Source organism: Paenibacillus lacisoli (assembly GCF_030580655.1).
Taxonomy (GTDB): domain Bacteria; phylum Bacillota; class Bacilli; order Paenibacillales; family Paenibacillaceae; genus Paenibacillus; species Paenibacillus lacisoli.
Map to the genome: position 1 here is coordinate 43,257 of NZ_JAUQTB010000017.1, position 18,484 is coordinate 61,740.

Below are 18,484 nucleotides of genomic sequence, written 5' to 3' on the forward strand. Positions count from 1 at the left end.
GACAGGAGAAGAAAAACAAATATTGTCTTCAATTTTTCTTGTCACTATTTTTTAGAAAACATGATCTTGATACGGTTATTTTTTCATTAACTTCGTCAAGAATCATTGAAATGAAATAATTTACTACAAACTCAAAATATAAAATTAAAGTAAAAAGCGCTTTTTGTAAATTAGAGGATTTATTGTTTTATTTTTTACATATATGGATGCGATGTAACCTGCTAAAATATCGAGGTGGAAAATAATAAGTTATCGGAGGCAAAATTAATGGAAGCATATCTGGCTTGGGTTGCTATAGATCTAGTAATTCCTAATCCAATGAATCCAAGAAGAGATCACTCTATCGAATCCGAGCAGATGCAGGAAATATTAAGATCAAAAGGTTGGGCTGAAGCTATAACGTGCTATAGAAAAGGACAATATTATATAATATTATCCGGCCATCGAAGATGGCATGCGGCTAAAAAAATGAATGAAAAAGAGGTGCCTGTTTATATTGTCCAAGCCCCAGAGAATAATGCAGAAGAATTAGATCGCCTTGGATCAATACAGGGAGGTCAAGTAGATTGGACACCTTATGAGTGGGCCAAATATACTTACGATATTTGGAAGAATTCAGGTAAGGCTTCATATTCACAATTAGCGAATAAGTTGGGTATTAGTCAAAGCTTGGTGGGATCTCGTATACGTGTATATAAATTTTATCCCAGAATTGAAATAGAGGATAAGCTCTCAAACGGTATGTACTCTCTTTCTATGTTGGATTATATTCTTAAATGGATCAAGAGGGTGGAGAAGCATCATTTTGAACTTTACCAATCGATGGGTGAAGAGCTTATCAGAAAACAAATGTTAAAAAAATATGAGAATAGATGTTTCAATAGTAAGATAGCTATCGATAATATTTTTGTAACATCAGCTTGTTCTAAGGATATTCTTGAGTTTCTTACTGATATTAATAAAAAGTTGCAAGATTGCCAATTTGAACTGGAATTATTGAAAGTAGATAATGAAGTTGATGTAACTCAGAATAAGTTAAATGTCAAAATGATAATAGATGAAATTCGTCTTATAGAATGCCGAACCAAAAACGAAGCAGGTAATTTGAAAGAAGAGCTCAATAAATTATTAAAGGAAATAGAACTTAAAGAAAATCAACTATTTGATATGGTTGAAAATTGATACTTAGGATGGATTTTTATGGATAAAATTAATTTAGTATGGGCTAAACTTGGAGATGTCATACCCAACCCTTTAAATCCGAGACAAGACTATTCAACTAGAACAGAAGATATGCAGAGAATTATTAAAGAAAAGGGATGAGAGTCTGGAATAACATGTTATTTAAAGGAGACAAAACATGTTATTTTATCTGGGCATAGAAGATGGTATGCCGCAAGGAAATTAGGGGTACAGAAAATACCTGTGATTCTTGTTAGAGAACCAAAATCGGAGGAAGAGGAACTTGAACGTCTTGGCTCTGTCCAGGGTGGTAAAGTTGATTGGAGCATGTATGAATGGGCTAAATATACCTATGAAATGTGGATCATGTGGGACAAATGCTCGTTTCATGAATTAGCTAAGAAAATGGGTGTTGACAATAAACAGATTGCAGTTAGAGTGAAAGTTTTTCAATACTACCAGCATTCTGAAATAGAAGATAAATTAGCAAATGGTGTATATACTTTATTTGCTTTATACTATTTAATAATTTGGTTAGAAAAGCTTGATAAATTTAAAAATGACTTAGTTCAAAGGTTTAATATGGACTTAATTAGAGTGACTATGTTAAGAAAAATTGAATTAGGACTAGTAACAGTTAATGATCTAAAAAATGAAATGTTAATTCGTACGTTAAGCGATGAACAGATTAAAACGTTTTTAGTAAACATTAACTTAAGATTTTCAGATGTTACAGAAGAGAATATAGTGGATAAGGTAGTAGGCAGCAGCAAATTAAAGACCCATCAAGTTAAAATAAAAAATGCATTAATCAACATAAATCAAATTGATGCTAAAAATATACAGGATGCCGATGAATTGTTAAACCATTTAAATAATCTCAAGGCAGAGGTTGCTATAAAACTTGAATATTTAAATGAGTTTCTTTAAGCATCGGTCAAGTTTGAATTTTCGTGTATATTGCTCAGCTTACAGGTTTTATAGTCGAAGTATTTAGGCGAATTGATATAGTCCTCTGTAATATATTATTTTAAACACCTATACAGGCTGGCCCTATCGGGATCCGGTGACGGGGGGCCTGATAGGGTGACATCAAAACTGTGACTACACCCGTAGAAGCTTATGTGTCGTTATCTTCGGACAGGGGTTCGACTCCCCTCGCCTCCATACTTGAAATGAAAGACGGACACCATTCGGTGTCCGTTTTTGCTTTCTCCTTTCAAAGAAGTTCGACACTAGCCCCTAAATCGTATGTTACACGCGCTGAGGTGGCAGTAATGATACAACGTCTGTTGCAGAAGTCAGGCCCGATTTAATAAAGCTGAAGATCTCGTAGGAATGAAGCAGCCAATCGCCTTATATTTGAAGCGATTGGCTGCTTTGACTAGACAGAATCCATCATAACTATAATAATAAGAGAATCGAAAACGGTTTCTCAACGAGTCTATCATTTTAATTTAGATGTCATGCAGAAATATTGCGTTACTAGGTGAATGTTCAAGGAGGAACTTTTCTATGTCCATACAAGCAGTACAAAGCTTCAAAGCCACAAAGGCAAATGTTAAAATTATCGGCCGGACCCATTACTACAACGATGTGCTGTGGCTGGCCCTGTCCGGAAGCGGGGTGGAGTTTTCATTCCACGGCAAGCGAGCAGAAATCACTCTAAAAGGAGATCAGATTGCGCTTGGTGATCATAATCATGCCAGAATCGCCATTGAAGTAAACGGAGAAAGGGTGATAGATGACCTGGTGAATGAAGCGGTGAAAATCTATACCGTGTTCGAGAGCGTAGCGGATCAGGATGTCACCGTACAGATCATCAAGCTGTCCGAGGCGCCGATGTCGACGGTGGGAATTGAGGAAATCCGGGTGGATGCCCAGAGTGGAATCAAGCCTACGCCGGACCGTATACATAAAATCGAAGTGATCGGCGACTCCATCACCTGTGGTTACGGGGTAGATACGGAGAACGAGCTGCAATCTTTCTCGACCAGCACAGAGGATGTGACCAAGGCGTACGCCTATCTGACGACGCAGCAGCTGCAGGCAGATTACAGCATGGTCTCGTTCAGCGGCTACGGTATTATTTCAGGTTATACGGATAATGACCAGAAGCTGACTACACATCTGGTGCCGGATTATTACGATAAAGTCGGCAAGTCTGAAGGGAAATTTGACGGTAAGGTGTCTCCGCAAACGGTCAGCTGGGATTTCGCTGCATTTAAGCCGGACCTGATCGTTATTAATCTGGGCACCAATGATGATTCTTATGCTAAAGACGATGCCGTAAGACAAGCAGAATACGCAGAACAGTATATGGAATTCCTGAAAACCGTTAGAACTCATAATCCAGAGGCACAAATCCTATGTACGCTGGGGATCATGGGCGACCGTCTCTATCCTTATGTAGAACGGGCAGTTAATGCCTATACGCAGCAGACCGGCGATACGCATATCGCTGTTATAAAGTTTGACGTACAGCTGCCTGAAGACGGATATGGGGCCGACTGGCATCCCTCCCAGATCACGCATCGAAAAGCAGCCGACAGGCTGACTGCTCACATTAAGGAGCTTATGAAGTGGTAATAAGATAGTAATAAGGCGCTAATTAAGGAAGTAATAAGGTGCTAACAAGGTAATAATAAGGTAGTAATAAGTTTAAAAAGGGCCCGGCTTTCGCCGGGCCTTTTTAGTAAAGAAGCAGTTATTAGTTCTTCCAGATCCGGTACAAAATAACGGCAGCTTCCGCACGGGTAAGCAGATCGTTCGGTGCAATCCGGCCGTCCTTGCCGTTAATGATGCCGCTCTTTAACAGCGCAGCCGCGCTGTCTCTCGCATAACCGGCAACGCCCGCTGCATCCGGATAGCTGTCCAGAACGCCGGTATCGACTTTTTTCAGAGAGGATGCTATTGCACGGGCTGTTATCACCATCATTTCCTGACGGGATATGCTGTTATCCGGCCGGAAGGTGTTGTCTTTAAAACCTGTAACGATCCCCAATTCCTTGGCTGCGGACAACTCTTCATAATAATAGTCGGTGTCCTTAATATCACTGAAAGCACCTGTTTTTGTGCCCGAACCTTTCAGTTCCAGCGCTCTGACCAGCAGGGCAGTAAAGTCGGCCCGCTTGATCGCAGCTGCAGGAGAGAAGTGGTCCTCCGATACGCCCCGAATAACATCACGGGCGGCCATGGTGTGAATCGCTTGCTGTGCCCATGGTACATTCTGCAGATCTCCGAAGGTCATCGGCACATATGCCACGGCATAAGTGCTGAAGTGAGTGGTCTGGAAAACAACGGCTCCGGCAGCCTTGTCATAACGGCTGTTCAGCATCGGTACGGCGGCACCTTTGCCATCCACATACCAGACCACGAGCGAATCCGGGTTACGAAGCTCCTCGGCAGATGGAGTATATGGAATGGACACCGTAACAGGTGCAGCTGGATCGCTCCATTCCATGATCTGATCACCGGCCAGTATACTCAGCTCAAGAACAGGGCGGGGGCCGACTTTATCATGTTCAGCCAAGGCAAGACCTTGAGCAGATTCTGTAGCTACCCGAATCTTGACCTGTCCTGCATCCATATTCACTTTAGAGAGCGTGTGGCTCGGCACCCGAAGGCGGGCTGCATCTGTTACCAGGAGCAGTTCAAATGCATCCTGATGTTTCAAGCTCTGGACCGGCAATGACACTTCAAACGAAAGGACATCTGATGGCTGCTTCGGTATGTCAATGATCAGCTGCTTCTTGCCATTGGCCGCGGCTGGTGCCTGCTGCAGCGCTTTTTGCAGCATTTCTAAGGATACGTCAGCGGCAGCACGACCGTTATTTATTTTGATTTCAGGTTTTAGCATGACTACGCCATCTTTGCTTTGGGTTATCCCTGTTTGGGGAGCAGGTGCCATTTCACCAGCGCTGCCGTTTCCTCCACTACTGCTATTGCCGGCACTGCCGCCCGTACCGCCGCCGCTGTTCCCACTGCCATCTGATCCGGCAGGCTGGCCGGAGAGTGTCAGTACGCCGAAGACGGAAGGATCTTTGTATCCATTGCCGGTCGTATCGCTCCAGGCAGCCACGCTTTGGCGGGCTCCGTTCTTCGCGTCGTTAATTTGAATGTCGAAGCCGATTTTTCTGCCGCTGGCCGGTTTCACAGTTTTGAAAGGGATTTTCATTTCCACGGAATAATTAGTCCCGGATACACGAGCCGCAGATCCGAAGCCTTCCTTGATGTGATCTGGGCTAAATGAGGTTTTATTATCGAAGCTAACCCGGTACTGACCATCATCCTCTTGATAGAAGGTCGTTCTCCCGTTATTCTCATCCAGGAAAACCTCTACGGAATCCTGTTCCCAGGGATTCACGCTGCTCTGATCGAGCTGTGCGTCGTTCACCTGGACCAGTACATACAGATTTTTGTCGTCCCAAAGTGTTCTGGCTACACCCGAGGCACCCTGCCACGCCAGCTGATACCGGTTCACCGGCAGTTCGGGCGCCTGGTTCCATACGGCATCCACCGTTCCATCAATGGAAGGGGTGCCGTAATGAGCGGTAGATTGATTGGCATTCGAAATCTCGGGCGGGTGTTCGGCGATGAACTTGGACGGATCGATTACACCGTAGTAGGACGGTTTGGCCTGCAAATTTTTATCAAACAGCAGCGGATTGGAGGAGGCTCTCCAGCTCGTATTATCATCCAGTCCCCACAGAGTCACACGTGCGATATGATCTGCATGTGCTTTGAAAATCTGGAACAGCTGCGCATATAAATATCCTTGAGCATTGGCCAGCTTCTCGGGCAGCTGATAGTCACGTCCAGCCTGAACATCCAGCTCGGTGATGCTCACTTCCACGCCCAGAGATATAAATTTCTCCAGCGACAGCTTCACATTCTCCGGATTAGTATTAATGCCGTAATGTGCCTGCATGCCGATGCCGTCGACAAGACGTTTACCGGGATGAGCCTCTGCATATTTGCTGTTCATATCCCGGACCATGCTGTAGATCGCCTGGGCTTTGCGCTGATTGTCTTCGTTGTAGTCGTTGTAGTACAGCATGATATTCCATGTTGGGTGTTCATCCAGTACCTCTCGGGCAGCCAGGAAAGCCTGCTCCACGTAATCCGGGCCTATAGCTTGGTACCATGGAGACTGACGCAGTGAGGCCTGCCAATCATCAGGATTGGAAGGGTTATCGTTCATGGCTTCGTTGACGACATCCCAGGAGATAACGCGATCGCCGAAGTGCTCCATGACTGTGCGGATATGAGTACGCAGATTCTCCAAAGCTTCTGCACGTTCCAATGGAACGGTGTTGTTTTGCGCATCTTTCTTCGTGTTCATCCATTCTGGTGACTGCTGATGCCAGACCAGCACGTGGCCGTGCATCTTCATGCCTTCGGCCAAAACTTTATTGACCATGGCATCAGCTGCATTGAATGTGAAAATGTCTTTTGTTGCCTGTAAGGCATCGGGTTTCATGGCATTGCCGGTTGTTATGACATTGTGGTGCATCTTCAGCAGATCCAGACGGACACCTTCCAGATCCTCTCCGCTAATCGCACTGCCGATTAAGAAATCATTCTTATATATATCCTTTATGGGTAGTAAATCCTTTTGTATCTCAATAGGCTCGGAGACGGTGCGCTCCAGTTCAACATCGTCGATGTAGAAAGAGGCGGTGGCACTGCTGCTCTCCACATAGAGGGTAACATACCCGCTGCTGATATTGTTATATCTGTAGGATCCCTTGAGCTGAACCCAGCCGTCGTTGGTGCTAACCGTTTTGGAGGCTAAGGTTACATAACTGGCTCCGCTGTCATTACCGACTTGAGTGGACAGCTGCAGTTGGGCATTATCGGGTGAAATCAGCTTAACCCAAGCGGACAAGTTATACTCGGCACCTTGCTCTATATAGGACTCAACATGGAGCGTCGGCCCATGCCAGGTTGAGGTTCTGCCTTCAACTTTAAGTGCATACAAGCCGCCCTGCGTATGATTGGCTTCTTTCGTCATCGTCAGTGTCTCCGTACCCGCTCTGCCTGTAAAGCCATTCGAGGATTGGTCTTCAAAAGAGACTGGTATAAAAGGCTTTCCGGTGACTGCGGACAGACCGGCACCGCCGGATGCGGCACCTTGATCATCATTAGCAAAGGTCTCATGATTGTCTGTCGCCGTTTCCTCCGGTTGTGCCAGTACAGTATTCGTGTCTGTATATGTATCGCTTGGAGTGGAGCTGGTGTGATCAGACATAGTATCCGATAAGATGCGAATTCCCGATGTTGTCATGGCCCGAGCATGTGCAGCGGGTGCCAGCCAGGTTGAAGGGATCAGCAGGGCTGCTGCCAGTATGACGTAGAAGACAGATTGGATCTTTCTGCTCATTTGTTGCACTCCCCTACAATAGATTGGTTACTCCATCGTTCAATTTTTTGAGCGTTTACATTTTATGAGACGGCTCCTCCTTTCTTAACCTAGATGGTACCATTCCTGTGAAGGCGCAGTCCCCCGATAAATTAAAGAAAAACCCTTGGATTGTATATATAAAATTTAGATTATCCTCAAGAATCTAAAAACCCCGATAGTCGTCATGACTATCGGGGTTCTCAGACTGAAGTACAGTCATCTATCTGGCAGCTGCCTCAATATCGGCATAGGCCCAGTGAGAGGCGGGCACATCAGAGAAAGTAGCCTTTGTTGCATCCTTCATGGGACGCTTGAAAAGAAGGTTTAATACTTTTACCGCTTCAGCTCGGGTAAGCTTTTCTTCTGGTCTAAAGGTGTTATCATTGTATCCCTGCATCAAACCTATAGACTTTACATAAGAGATTGCTTCTGCTGCCCAGGAATCAGATGGAACATCGATGAAAGTAACAGGATTACTGCCGGATGTATGTGCTGCAGGCTGCCTCATCCAGCGGTAAGCGATCATCGCCATTTGGGAACGGGTGATAGCGCCCTCCGGAACAAATTGGTTGATGTTGACGCCGGTCATGATCCCTGCAGTCTGTGTCTTCATAATATCGCCGTAAGCCCAGTGTGCGGCTGCAACATCTGCAAAATTGTGGCTGCCGACCGCAGTGGTTTGATCACCCAGGTTGCGAGACAGCATGGCAGCCATCTGCGCACGAGTAATCGGTGAATCCGGGAGGAAGCGGGTTCCAAACCCTTGAATATATGGCTTGGAGGCGGCTTTATTATTGAATTCCTTGAGACCATCCACAGTTACAAGGGTAAACGTACTAAATTTATTTACCGTAAACTCAAGAGCCTCACTTCCATTAGGCAGCTTGGTCAGCTGGCCTGGAATCAGCTCCTTTGTACCGTCGCTGTGTTCAATGTATACAGCTAAATTATCCAGAGTCTGCTGACGGGCTGCTGCATCGGTCGGCAGGCTGTCGCGCAGTGGAAGAGCAAGGGTTACCTCGTGATTTTGCATATTGGTCTCGATTTCAACAGGGCGTGAAAGTACCTGAACATTGCTGTTCGTGGAGACCTGCTGTATTACTTTTTCCTTTTTGGCGCGATCCTCAACGGCTTTGCGATCTGATTCCGCCTTTATGGGCACCACACGGAAATATAAATCCTGATCAAAGCCTGCAATTGATTTTGTTGGAATCGTGATCACAGCGTTTGCTGTAGCAATTTCAAGTCTCATTGTACTATCATTCAGCTGCTTTACGGCTGCCTGTGGCAGCTCGATCTTTGTCTCAGCTACGTTATCGTTTGTATCAGGAATGACGATCTGAACGGTATCCAGCCCGGACTGCTTTGCCTTCTCGACAGACTCCTTGGCAATGCTCTCAGGCATGGTCACAAGGTCTTTTACTACACCGTTGCTCTCGGTAGTGCGTGTAATGGATGTATGTGCAAGACTTAGGCCGTTCTTTCCATTCACCTCCACTGAGATCTGCTCCTGCTTGGTTGTTGGTGCCGGCACAGTTCCTGAAGGAGCAGAAGGACCTGAGCCGCTGCCCGTTGAAGGTGCAGGTGTTGGGTTTGGCGCAGGTGCCGAGTCCTTGTCACGATTGAAGAAACCGTCAAATGCGTTTTGGATACTTTGAATAGTGATATATCCTGCTGAAGGTTTTTTATCCAGCATCCACTGGGCCAGCTGCTCTAACTTTTCCGTATTATTTGCAATATCGGTCATTTTGCTGAAATCGAGCGGAAAAGGATCCAGTACTGTACTTCCCGGGTTGGGATCTCCATTAATCTCCATTTGGAACATAGCTAGCATTAACAGGGATTGCGCCATTTCTTCAGAATCCGCTGCGGAGTTAATGGAAGGGAGCAGCGCAGGAACTTCAATAATCATGCCAATTTTGTCAGTGAGCCGGTTATCCATCATGGCTTCAAAATAATCGGCTAGATAAGCTATCAGAGCTTGATCCGCTGGAGTTCCGTTAATAAATTTTTGTGCTGCTGCTTCAATTTCAAGGGTATCCTCGTCGTCTTCGTCAAAATATTCTCCAACACGACTCAGCTGCTGGTAGAAAGGAAGGAGAGCTTGAAGCTTATTGCTGCTTTTAAAAACCAGTATCCCTTGCAACGCTGTATCCGTAATGAACTGCACCTGAGCTCTTGTTTTATACATAGAGTTATTCGGTGCAAATCTAGCAACAAGCTCAGCGATGGAAAGTTTCTGATCTTCGCTTAAATCTGTAAAATAAGGTGTATTCAGCTGGAGATCATTCAACGCACCAAGCACTTCTGACAGAGAGGAATCGTGTTGTCCTCTAAATGATTTGATGGCTTGGTTGAACAAACCAAGGGAAGGATCGAAAGTTACTTTCAGCATGTGATAAATGGCTGCCTGACCGGGATTGTTTTTAACAACTACGTTGAAATAATAAGTTTGTCCGGCTTCCAGGTCTGAGACATTGATGGAATAAAGTTCTTGCTGCCAGTTGTTGAGAGGTGTTACTAAGTAAGAATCCTCCAAGGCAGCAATTTTGTCGTTATCTGATTGATATACCTGATATTCGAGCGTGCTGCTGTCAAATTCACCATCTACGGCAGAATTCCAATTCAGCTGCAGCGTGGCATTGTCGATGTAACTGGCCGTGATCTCTCCTTGATTACCCGGAACTGGCGGGTTAATCATGTCAGCCCGTGCTTTAGATGAAAATAAAGGCATTGCAAGCACAAACACAAGCAATAAGCTAACCAAACGTTGGTATTTAATAATCATTATATCCTCCCAAAATCTTGAACAAATTTATTTCGTACCGATTTCTGCCGGTCCCCCCTTAAATCCGTGCGGTACGTGTTAGACAGCTTAGGGAAATTGTAGACTAAGGCTCTGAACCGATTCTAAACATAAACTGTTACCTGGCCTTTTTGTCATTCTACTGACTTACGGGTAATGAAACCCATCGCATGTTTTTGGTGTATGATGATGTAAAAGAACGCACGTCAAAGGAGGAACATGGGAATGGGAATCTTGGCGAGGTTTAAGGACGTTATGAAGGCGAACGTAAACGAGCTGCTAGATCGTTCAGATCATCCAGAGAAGACAGTTGACGAATATATGCGCAGTATGCGCAGCGATCTGGGTCAGGTCAAAGCAGAGACAGCGGCAGTGCTTGCGGAGGAAAGACGGACGAAGCGGGCTCTGGATGAATGTCAGGCTGAAATCATCCGCCTGCAGCGTTATGCCGAGAAGACGGTGGAAGCCGGCAGGGCAGAGGAGTCCCTGAAGTTTCTCGATCGCAAGGCACAGCAGGAGGAAAAGAAGGTCGAGTTGAAGCGTGCTTATGACCAGGCCTCGACCAATGCATCTAATATGAAGCAAATGCAAAATAAACTAAGCTCCGATCTGGAGCAGCTTGAAGCGCGCCGTGCGGAGCTGAATGGCAAGATGGAGCAAGCCCGCAGCATCCGGCAGCAGCTTGATCGCGATTCGTCTCGGGACGGAGTAGGTGCAGCTTTGGATACCATGAAAGAGAAGGCGGATCTGGCACTGAACGAAGCGGAAGCTCTGGCCGAGCTTCGGGGAGAGCGGCAGGAAGAGGATCTGGATGAGCTGATGGACCGGCTGGAGAAGGAGCAGGCAGCCAAGACAGGGGATACAACAGGTCCGGATTCAACTAGTAAAGGCTAACCCGTTTGTATACATTTCTTCATATTAGTGAGGTGAGCAAATGCCGGTTATTGAATACAAATGTCCGAACTGCGGCAGCGGTATGGTGTTCGACAGTACGACAGGGATGCTGTCCTGCCCCAGCTGCGGAAGAAAGGACAATATCGATCAGATTCCGGATCCGCTGAAGAAGCAGGTATTCACGGACGGGGAGGTCAAGGAGTACCACTGTACCAGCTGCGGAGCGGTCATCGTGACTGAACCGGAGACGAGTGCGACAACCTGCAGCTTTTGCGGCTCGGCCGTGGTGCTTAGTGACCGGCTGAGCGGGGATCTGGCGCCGGTGCAGGTGATCCCTTTTGCAATCAGCAAGGAAGAAGCGATGAAAGCTTTCAAGAAATGGTGCGGCAAAGGCCTGCTGACCCCCAGCGGATTCATGAAGGCGGACCGCGTCAAGGATATTACCGGTATGTACGTGCCGTTCTGGTTATACCATCTACATAACCGTATTGAAGTGCAGGGGCATGCCACCAAGGTGCGTATCTACACACAGGGAGACTATCAGTATACGGAGACACAGCATTTTGAGATTTACCGCAGAATTCATCTCGACTATGTCAGGCTGCCGGTCGATGCCTCGGCCAAAATGAACGACCAGCTGATGGACCGGCTGGAACCTTTTCCATATAACCAGCTCAAGGAATTCAAGACGCCTTATCTTGCCGGATACATTGCCGAAAAGTATAACTATACCGACGAGGAACTCCTGCCCCGTGCCGAGGACAAAACCAGACCGTTCATTGATGCCTACATTGCATCTACCGTATCCGGGTACAACAGTGTCAGCTATACGAACAAGCATATCGACACCTCGGTCAAGCAATCCGATTACGTCCTTCTGCCAGTATGGATGGTCTACTATGATTTCAATCAGTCAGAATATACGTTCGCGATGAACGGTCAGACGGGTAAGGTGGTGGGCAGACCGCCGATCAGCAAAGGAAAGGTAGCTGCGTGGTTTACAGGTGTATCTGCCATCTCGTTCCTGTCGTTGAAGCTGCTGGCCTGGATGATGGGGGGCGGTTTTCTGTGAAATTAAATAAATTCGTACCGACGGCTCTGCTCTTCCTGGTCTTAGCCCTTGTGCTGCCGGCTCTACCGACGTTGAACACCGCAGCGGCTGCGGCAGGGGAGAAAACCCTCATCTACGATGATGCTCACTTATTGAGCGAGACGGATGCCGCCGAACTGAATGCGATGGCCAGTAAGTATGGAGCAGAGCGGGAGACGGACATCATCGTCTATACGACCAACAATCCGGAGAGCAAGGATACCAAGGAGATCACCGAGGATTTCTATGACGAACATGGCCCCGGGTATGATAAGGCACATGGCAACGCCGTTATTCTGACTGTCGATATCAGCAACCGGGATACTTATTTGGCGGGCTTTTATAAGGCGGAAGAGATGCTTGACGATGGCAGGCTGGACAAAATAACCAGTAAAATCTCGCCGTATTTGTCCGAGGGGAATTACAAGCAGGCATTCAGCACATATATTATGACAGCTTACCGCTATATGGGTTATAAGCCGGGCGTGAACCCGGATAACATTGTGTTCAAATTATGGTTTCAGGTACTTGCAGCTCTCGTTATTGGCGGCGGTGTTGTGGGGACGATGGCTTACCGCTCCGGCGGACGGGTGACCATCCATCGGGGGACGTATGAAGATGCCGAGAAATCCGGTGTATTGGACCGGCAGGACCAGTATATCCGCACAACGGTGACGAAGCGGAAGATTGAACGGAATCAAGGAGGCGGCTCCGGCTTTGGCGGCGGAGGCGGTGGAACGACCAAGGGAGGGCACTCTCACAGCGGCAGCCGGGGTTCATTTTAACCGAAAGGATGGGGAAGAGTAATGGGTTTCTTCAAGAATCAGTTCTCGAATGTAGTGGAGTGGGAAGAATTCCGGGATGATATGATTTTCTGGAAATGGAGCAATCGGGAGATCAAGAAGGGCAGTAAGCTGATTATCCGCTCCGGACAGGATGCGATTTTTCTGAATAACGGCAAGATTGAGGGTATCTTCGAGGATGAAGGGGTATTCAATATCGATTCGGATATTATTCCGTTCCTGTCGACGCTCAAAGGCTTCAAATTTGGCTTCAACAGCGGGATGCGGGTTGAGGTGCTGTTCGTGAACACCAAAGAGTTTACCGTGAGATGGGGTACCCAAAGCCCGATCCTCATCCCGACACCCCAGCTTCCAGGCGGGATGCCGATTCGTGCCAATGGTACGTTCACGTTCAAGGTGAGTGATTATGTTGCGCTGATCGACAAGGTAGCGGGCATCAAGCAAAGCTATCTTGTCGAGGATGTCAAAATCCGCATCGTCTCTGTACTGGACCAGCTGCTCATGAAGTGGATCAGCCGCGAAGGGAAAGATATGTTTAATCTGCAGGCCAATGCTTCGGATATTGCTGCAGGGATTCGGGAAGACCTCGATATGCAGGTGATGGACATCGGGATGACGATCACAGGCTTTCAGGTGATGAGCTTCAACTACCCGCAGGAAATTCAGGATATGATTACGAAGACAGCTTCCCATGAAATGATCGGCAATATGCAGAAGTATCAGCAGGTGAGCATGACCGACGGAATCGCTTCCGGCAAGGTACAGGGCGGCGGTGCGGCATCAGACATGGCCGGGATGATGATGGGAATGAACATGGCGAATGAGATGCTGAAGAATATGAATAGCGGTACAGCGTCAAATCAAGGCCAGAATGCAAACGCGGGTGGTAATGCTGGTCAGGCAAGTGGAGCACCCGCAGGCGATCATACCAAGCCCAACTTCTGCCCCAACTGTGGAGCGAAAGTGAATGGGGCTAATTTCTGTCCAAACTGCGGTCAGAAGCTTGGATAGAATTATGCAGAGATCAAAAAGGCCGCCCGGGGCGGCCCTTTTTTTGATTTGACTACATGAGAATATGTAACTGTCTATTTACTGTGAAATTTATTTAGCATAAGGATCATATCCTTTTGCGGTGATGTTTAGAAGCAGGAAGTCACCAGCATAATCAACATAAAACCGCTAGATAAGCCCATTGAGCAAACGGGAGGGGTATTGTGATGATTCATTTATGGCAAAGAATGCTCGCAGTTGGGTGGATCATGATGTTTTTATCTGCCTGCGGCAACCCCGGGATATCATACACTGCTTCCGGCAGTGCCGAGCTGTCTCCTGCCCGCATCCAAGATCTCCGTACAGTGTATCCTCTGGCCCAGGGTATTCCAGAGTTGATCGAGATGAGGGAGCTGACCTTTCAGGAGGTCGTTGAGCTCAGCGATTCGGTCATTATTGCGGAGGTCATTCAGCGATTGCCTGACTACAGGATCAATCTGACCTCCAACCCCGGCACTCCTGAAGGCGCATTAACCGGCAAACCGAGGCAGAGTGGAAATCAGGATACGTCTGCAGGCCAGGCGTCTTTTGCAGATTATCAGGTCAAGGTGAATACGATCATAACCGGTAAAAGTATTCCGACGACAATCCATCTGATCACCAACACTCAACTTACAGGCGTAGAGCCGGACCTGATGCCAGGCATGAAGCTCTTGGTTGCTGTCCAGCAGGCCAAAGGTAATCATCCCGAGGATCGATACTCTTTTACCCGATATGCGGCTTATTACATTGTAGATGAACGTTTTGTGCTGGAAGTATATGAGGGCCAGAGTGAGCAGAGGCAGCAGTTTTCCGCGCTGACCAACGGTAAGACATTGGAAAACCTGATGGATCATATCCGAAATATGAACCCATAGACAGCGAAACGCCCCTTATCTTTAGAATTCGCTTACATTGTTGATTTAATGACATGTTTTATCAGCTGGTTGTCTGTTATACTGGGTTCATATCGTGCTATCACGTTAACAGGAGGTTAATTCATTGAGCGCAGAAAAATTAGGAATTCCATTAGAAGGCTTTGCTGAATTCAGCAGAAAAGTGGCAGCCGAAGGCGCAGTACTGTTGAAAAACGACGGACAGGTGCTTCCTCTCCGCGATTCCGAAAACGTTTCAGTTTTTGGCCGGGTTCAAGTTAACTATTATCGCAGCGGTACAGGCTCCGGCGGAAGTGTTAATGTCCCTTATACAACCAATCTGCTGGATGGACTGCGCAGCAAGAACAATGTACAGGTTAACGAAGAGCTTGCGAGTACCTACGAACAATGGATTCAGGAGAATCCCTTCGATAACGGCGGCGGGGGCTGGGCGGCTGAGCCGTGGCATCAAAAAGAAATGCCTTTGACTGATGAGCTGGTAGCCGCAGCCCGCAGCAAATCCAGCAAAGCGATTGTAGTCATTGGACGCACCGCAGGTGAAGACCAGGACAATGCTATAGAAGCTGGCAGCTACCTCTTAACGGAAGAAGAAAAGGATATGCTGCGCAAGGTTACTACACATTTTGAACAGACGGCCGTTGTCTTGAATGTCTCGAATATTATCGATATGAGCTGGTTGAATGATGATTCTCACGTGCACCCGATTGCTGGTGTCATCTATTCATGGCATGGCGGTATGGAAGGCGGCAACGCGATTGCAGATGTACTGGTCGGCGAGGTGGTGCCAAGCGGCAAACTGACCGATACCATTGCTTTTTCTATTGAAGATTACCCGTCAACGCGCAATTATGGTAATGAGTTCAAGAACCTCTATCAGGAAGATATTTATGTGGGGTACCGCTATTTCGAAACGTTTCGCCCTGAAAAGGTTCAGTATGAATTTGGCTACGGAATCTCCTACACCCAATTTGAAATTCAGCCGTCGGAGGCCAAGCTGGTAAAGCAAGATGGAGAAGATTATTTAGAAATTAAGGCAGCCGTAAAAAATACCGGAGATGTATATGCCGGCAAAGAGGTTGTGCAGGTCTATTACGAAGCACCGCAGGGTCAGCTGGGCCAGCCGTCCAGAGTACTCGCCGCATTCGGCAAGACCCCAACGCTGCAGCCCGGTGAATCCGAATCTTTGACGATCCAGTTCCCGGTAAACAAAATGGCATCATATGATGACAGCGGTGTGACAGGACATCGTTCGGCTTACGTGCTTGAAGCGGGGACCTATCATCTATTCGTAGGTAATAGTGTGAAAAGTCTGGTTGAAGTACAGGTGGATGGACAGCAGGGCTATCAGATTGATACCTTGCGGGTCGTGGAGCAGCTGCAGGAGGCGATGGCGCCTACCGAGGACTTTACGAGAATGATGCCGGGTGCACGCCGCGAAGATGGCATATATGAACTGACTTTTGTTGAAGTACCGAAGCAGTTCATATCGCTTGCTGATCGGATTCGGCAGAATCTGCCTAAGACGATTGAACAGACAGGCAACCAAGGCTATACCTTAAAGGATGTTCAGGCAGGCACCATCAGCATGGAAACCTTTATCGCCCAGCTTAGTGATGAAGATCTTGCTGCGATTGTCCGCGGTGAAGGGATGAGCAGTCCGCTCGTTACACCAGGCACGGCTTCGGCGTTTGGCGGTGTTAGTGATTCACTCCTCGGCTTCGGTATTCCAGTTGGCTGTACATCTGACGGCCCTTCGGGCATCCGTATGGACAGCGGACATCAGGCGACACAGGTTTCGATCGGGACCCTCCTGGCGGCAACCTGGAATACAGACCTTGTAGAGGAACTGTATGTACTGGAAGGTCAGGAGTTGCTCCGGAATGAAATTGATACGCTGCTCGGGCCTGGTCTGAATATTCGCCGCAGTCCGCTGAACGGCCGCAACTTTGAATATTTTTCTGAAGATCCACTGATCTCCGGCGCATTTGCCGCCGCTTGTATCCGCGGAATTATGAAGGGCGGCTCTAACGCCACCATGAAGCACTTTGCCTGCAACAGTCAGGAGAAGTACCGTACCAAAGTAGATGCAGTGGTATCTGAACGCGCGCTGCGTGAGATTTATCTGAAAGGCTTCGAGATCGCCGTGAAAGAGGGCGGCGGTAACTCCATCATGACATCTTACAACCCAATCAACGGACATTGGGCGGCATCCAATTATGACTTGAATACAACCATCCTGCGCGGGGAATGGGGATTTGACGGTATTGTAATGACAGACTGGTGGGCAGTTATGAATGATTCGGCTCAAGGCGGTCCGGCTGATCGCAAGAACACCAACTTCATGGTTCGTGCGCAGAACGATCTGTATATGGTTGTCAGCAACTACGGAGCTGAGATTAACGCCTATGGAGATAACACCATTGAATCTTTGGAGAACGGGACATTGACCCGCGGCGAACTGCAGCGCAGTGCGATCAACATTTGTAACTTCCTGATGAATGCTCCGGTATTCGGAAGAGACCAGGGAACGCAGGAGACGGTTAACCACTTTGCGTCTAATTCAGCTCTTCAGGAAGAACAGGCCCAGGCAGCCGCCCAAGATGCATCGGTTAAAGTAGATATGAAAGGTTCGACCTTTGTCCGAGTGGATCAGGCTGGTGTGTACCGTATGTTCGTTCGGATTATGTCTCCGGATAATGAGCTGGCACAGTCTGCTTGCAATGTATCCTTCAATGATCAATTGGTAACGACGATCCAGACGAACGGTACCGACGGCAAGTGGATTAATCAGAAGCTGGTAAAGGTAGAGCTTGATGCAGGTGTATATGAAGTGAAATTCGAACATATTAAGCCAGGCCTTGAAGTGGAATCCATGGAGTTCAAACAGGTCTAATTTGTTATGTATATGATGTAGAACAAGATGAGCCCGTCTGGGCTCGTCTTTTTTATTATTAAGAAGGTTTGACGGGTGGGAGGCAACCAATTGAATTGAGACCTTGTGTGCAGTTGTCATATTTTACATGTGGTAACTAACTGACTGACGTGATATATTATAAATCCGCCCAATAAACGGCGCGGCAGAAACAAATTAAACAAAATAAAAAAGTTTAAAAAAGTTGTTGACGAAATGCTTGGTAACATGGTAAGATATAAAAGTTGTCACCGAGAAACACTGACGGCGAACAAAATGCTTGATCTTTGAAAACTGAACAACGAGTGAGTATCGCTGTTACGAAAGTAACGGCAAACAATGAGATTTATATCTCGTCAGATTCAAAATGAGCTTATCGCTCTTTTCAATACTTTATTGGAGAGTTTGATCCTGGCTCAGGACGAACGCTGGCGGCGTGCCTAATACATGCAAGTCGAGCGGGGTTT

The 18,484-nt window shown here is 47.2% G+C and carries 12 protein-coding genes and 1 rRNA gene; 11 read left to right on the forward strand and 2 right to left on the reverse strand.

Annotated features, from left to right (window positions below; all coding sequences use genetic code 11):
• The first annotated feature begins 267 nt into the window (after window positions 1-267).
• The 4 genes from Q5741_RS19330 (at window position 268) to Q5741_RS19350 (ending at window position 3,771) form a co-directional block, all read left to right on the forward strand.
• The gene (locus tag Q5741_RS19330) at window positions 268-1,182 is read left to right on the forward strand and encodes a ParB/RepB/Spo0J family partition protein (protein ID WP_305025753.1); all 915 of its coding nucleotides are present in this window, start codon (window positions 268-270) and stop codon (window positions 1,180-1,182) included.
• Between the two features lie 18 nt (window positions 1,183-1,200).
• Window positions 1,201-1,323, forward strand: a complete 123-nt coding sequence (locus tag Q5741_RS19335) for a hypothetical protein (RefSeq protein WP_305025754.1) — start codon at window positions 1,201-1,203, stop codon at window positions 1,321-1,323.
• A 102-nt stretch (window positions 1,324-1,425) separates the two neighbouring features.
• Window positions 1,426-2,112 (forward strand): hypothetical protein, encoded by a 687-nt coding sequence (locus tag Q5741_RS19340; protein ID WP_455430325.1) that lies wholly within the window; start codon window positions 1,426-1,428, stop codon window positions 2,110-2,112.
• A gap of 585 nt (window positions 2,113-2,697) precedes the next feature.
• Window positions 2,698-3,771, forward strand: a complete 1,074-nt coding sequence (locus tag Q5741_RS19350; protein WP_305025755.1) for an SGNH/GDSL hydrolase family protein — start codon at window positions 2,698-2,700, stop codon at window positions 3,769-3,771.
• Window positions 3,772-3,892: 121 nt separating this feature from the next.
• Here Q5741_RS19350 and Q5741_RS19355 read toward each other — a convergent pair whose 3' ends face one another.
• Window positions 3,893-7,567: an endo-1,4-beta-xylanase gene (locus Q5741_RS19355; protein WP_305025756.1), complete on the reverse strand. Its 3,675-nt coding sequence runs from the start codon at window positions 7,565-7,567 to the stop codon at window positions 3,893-3,895.
• 241 nt (window positions 7,568-7,808) lie between these two features.
• Window positions 7,809-10,376: an S-layer homology domain-containing protein gene (locus Q5741_RS19360; RefSeq protein WP_305025757.1), complete on the reverse strand. Its 2,568-nt coding sequence runs from the start codon at window positions 10,374-10,376 to the stop codon at window positions 7,809-7,811.
• A 243-nt stretch (window positions 10,377-10,619) separates the two neighbouring features.
• Between Q5741_RS19360 and Q5741_RS19365 the strand changes: the two genes are divergently transcribed.
• From Q5741_RS19365 to Q5741_RS19395, 7 genes are all read left to right on the forward strand, one after another.
• Window positions 10,620-11,288 carry a PspA/IM30 family protein gene (locus Q5741_RS19365; protein WP_305025758.1) on the forward strand — a complete coding sequence of 223 codons (669 nt, stop codon included), beginning with the start codon at window positions 10,620-10,622 and terminating at the stop codon, window positions 11,286-11,288.
• A gap of 40 nt (window positions 11,289-11,328) precedes the next feature.
• The gene (locus Q5741_RS19370) at window positions 11,329-12,360 is read left to right on the forward strand and encodes a TFIIB-type zinc ribbon-containing protein (protein ID WP_305025759.1); all 1,032 of its coding nucleotides are present in this window, start codon (window positions 11,329-11,331) and stop codon (window positions 12,358-12,360) included.
• Entirely contained in the window at window positions 12,357-13,163 is an 807-nt protein-coding gene (locus Q5741_RS19375; RefSeq protein ID WP_407074387.1) for a TPM domain-containing protein, read from the forward strand. Before Q5741_RS19370 ends, Q5741_RS19375 begins: the two co-directional genes overlap by 4 nt.
• A 21-nt stretch (window positions 13,164-13,184) precedes the next feature.
• Entirely contained in the window at window positions 13,185-14,192 is a 1,008-nt protein-coding gene (locus Q5741_RS19380; protein ID WP_305025760.1) for an SPFH domain-containing protein, read from the forward strand.
• A 206-nt stretch (window positions 14,193-14,398) separates the two neighbouring features.
• Entirely contained in the window at window positions 14,399-15,088 is a 690-nt protein-coding gene (locus Q5741_RS19385) for a hypothetical protein (RefSeq protein ID WP_305025761.1), read from the forward strand.
• A 124-nt stretch (window positions 15,089-15,212) separates the two neighbouring features.
• Window positions 15,213-17,999 carry a glycoside hydrolase family 3 C-terminal domain-containing protein gene (locus Q5741_RS19390; RefSeq protein WP_305025762.1) on the forward strand — a complete coding sequence of 929 codons (2,787 nt, stop codon included), beginning with the start codon at window positions 15,213-15,215 and terminating at the stop codon, window positions 17,997-17,999.
• Window positions 18,000-18,410: 411 nt separating this feature from the next.
• Window positions 18,411-18,484, forward strand: a 16S ribosomal RNA gene (locus tag Q5741_RS19395); the annotation flags it as partial.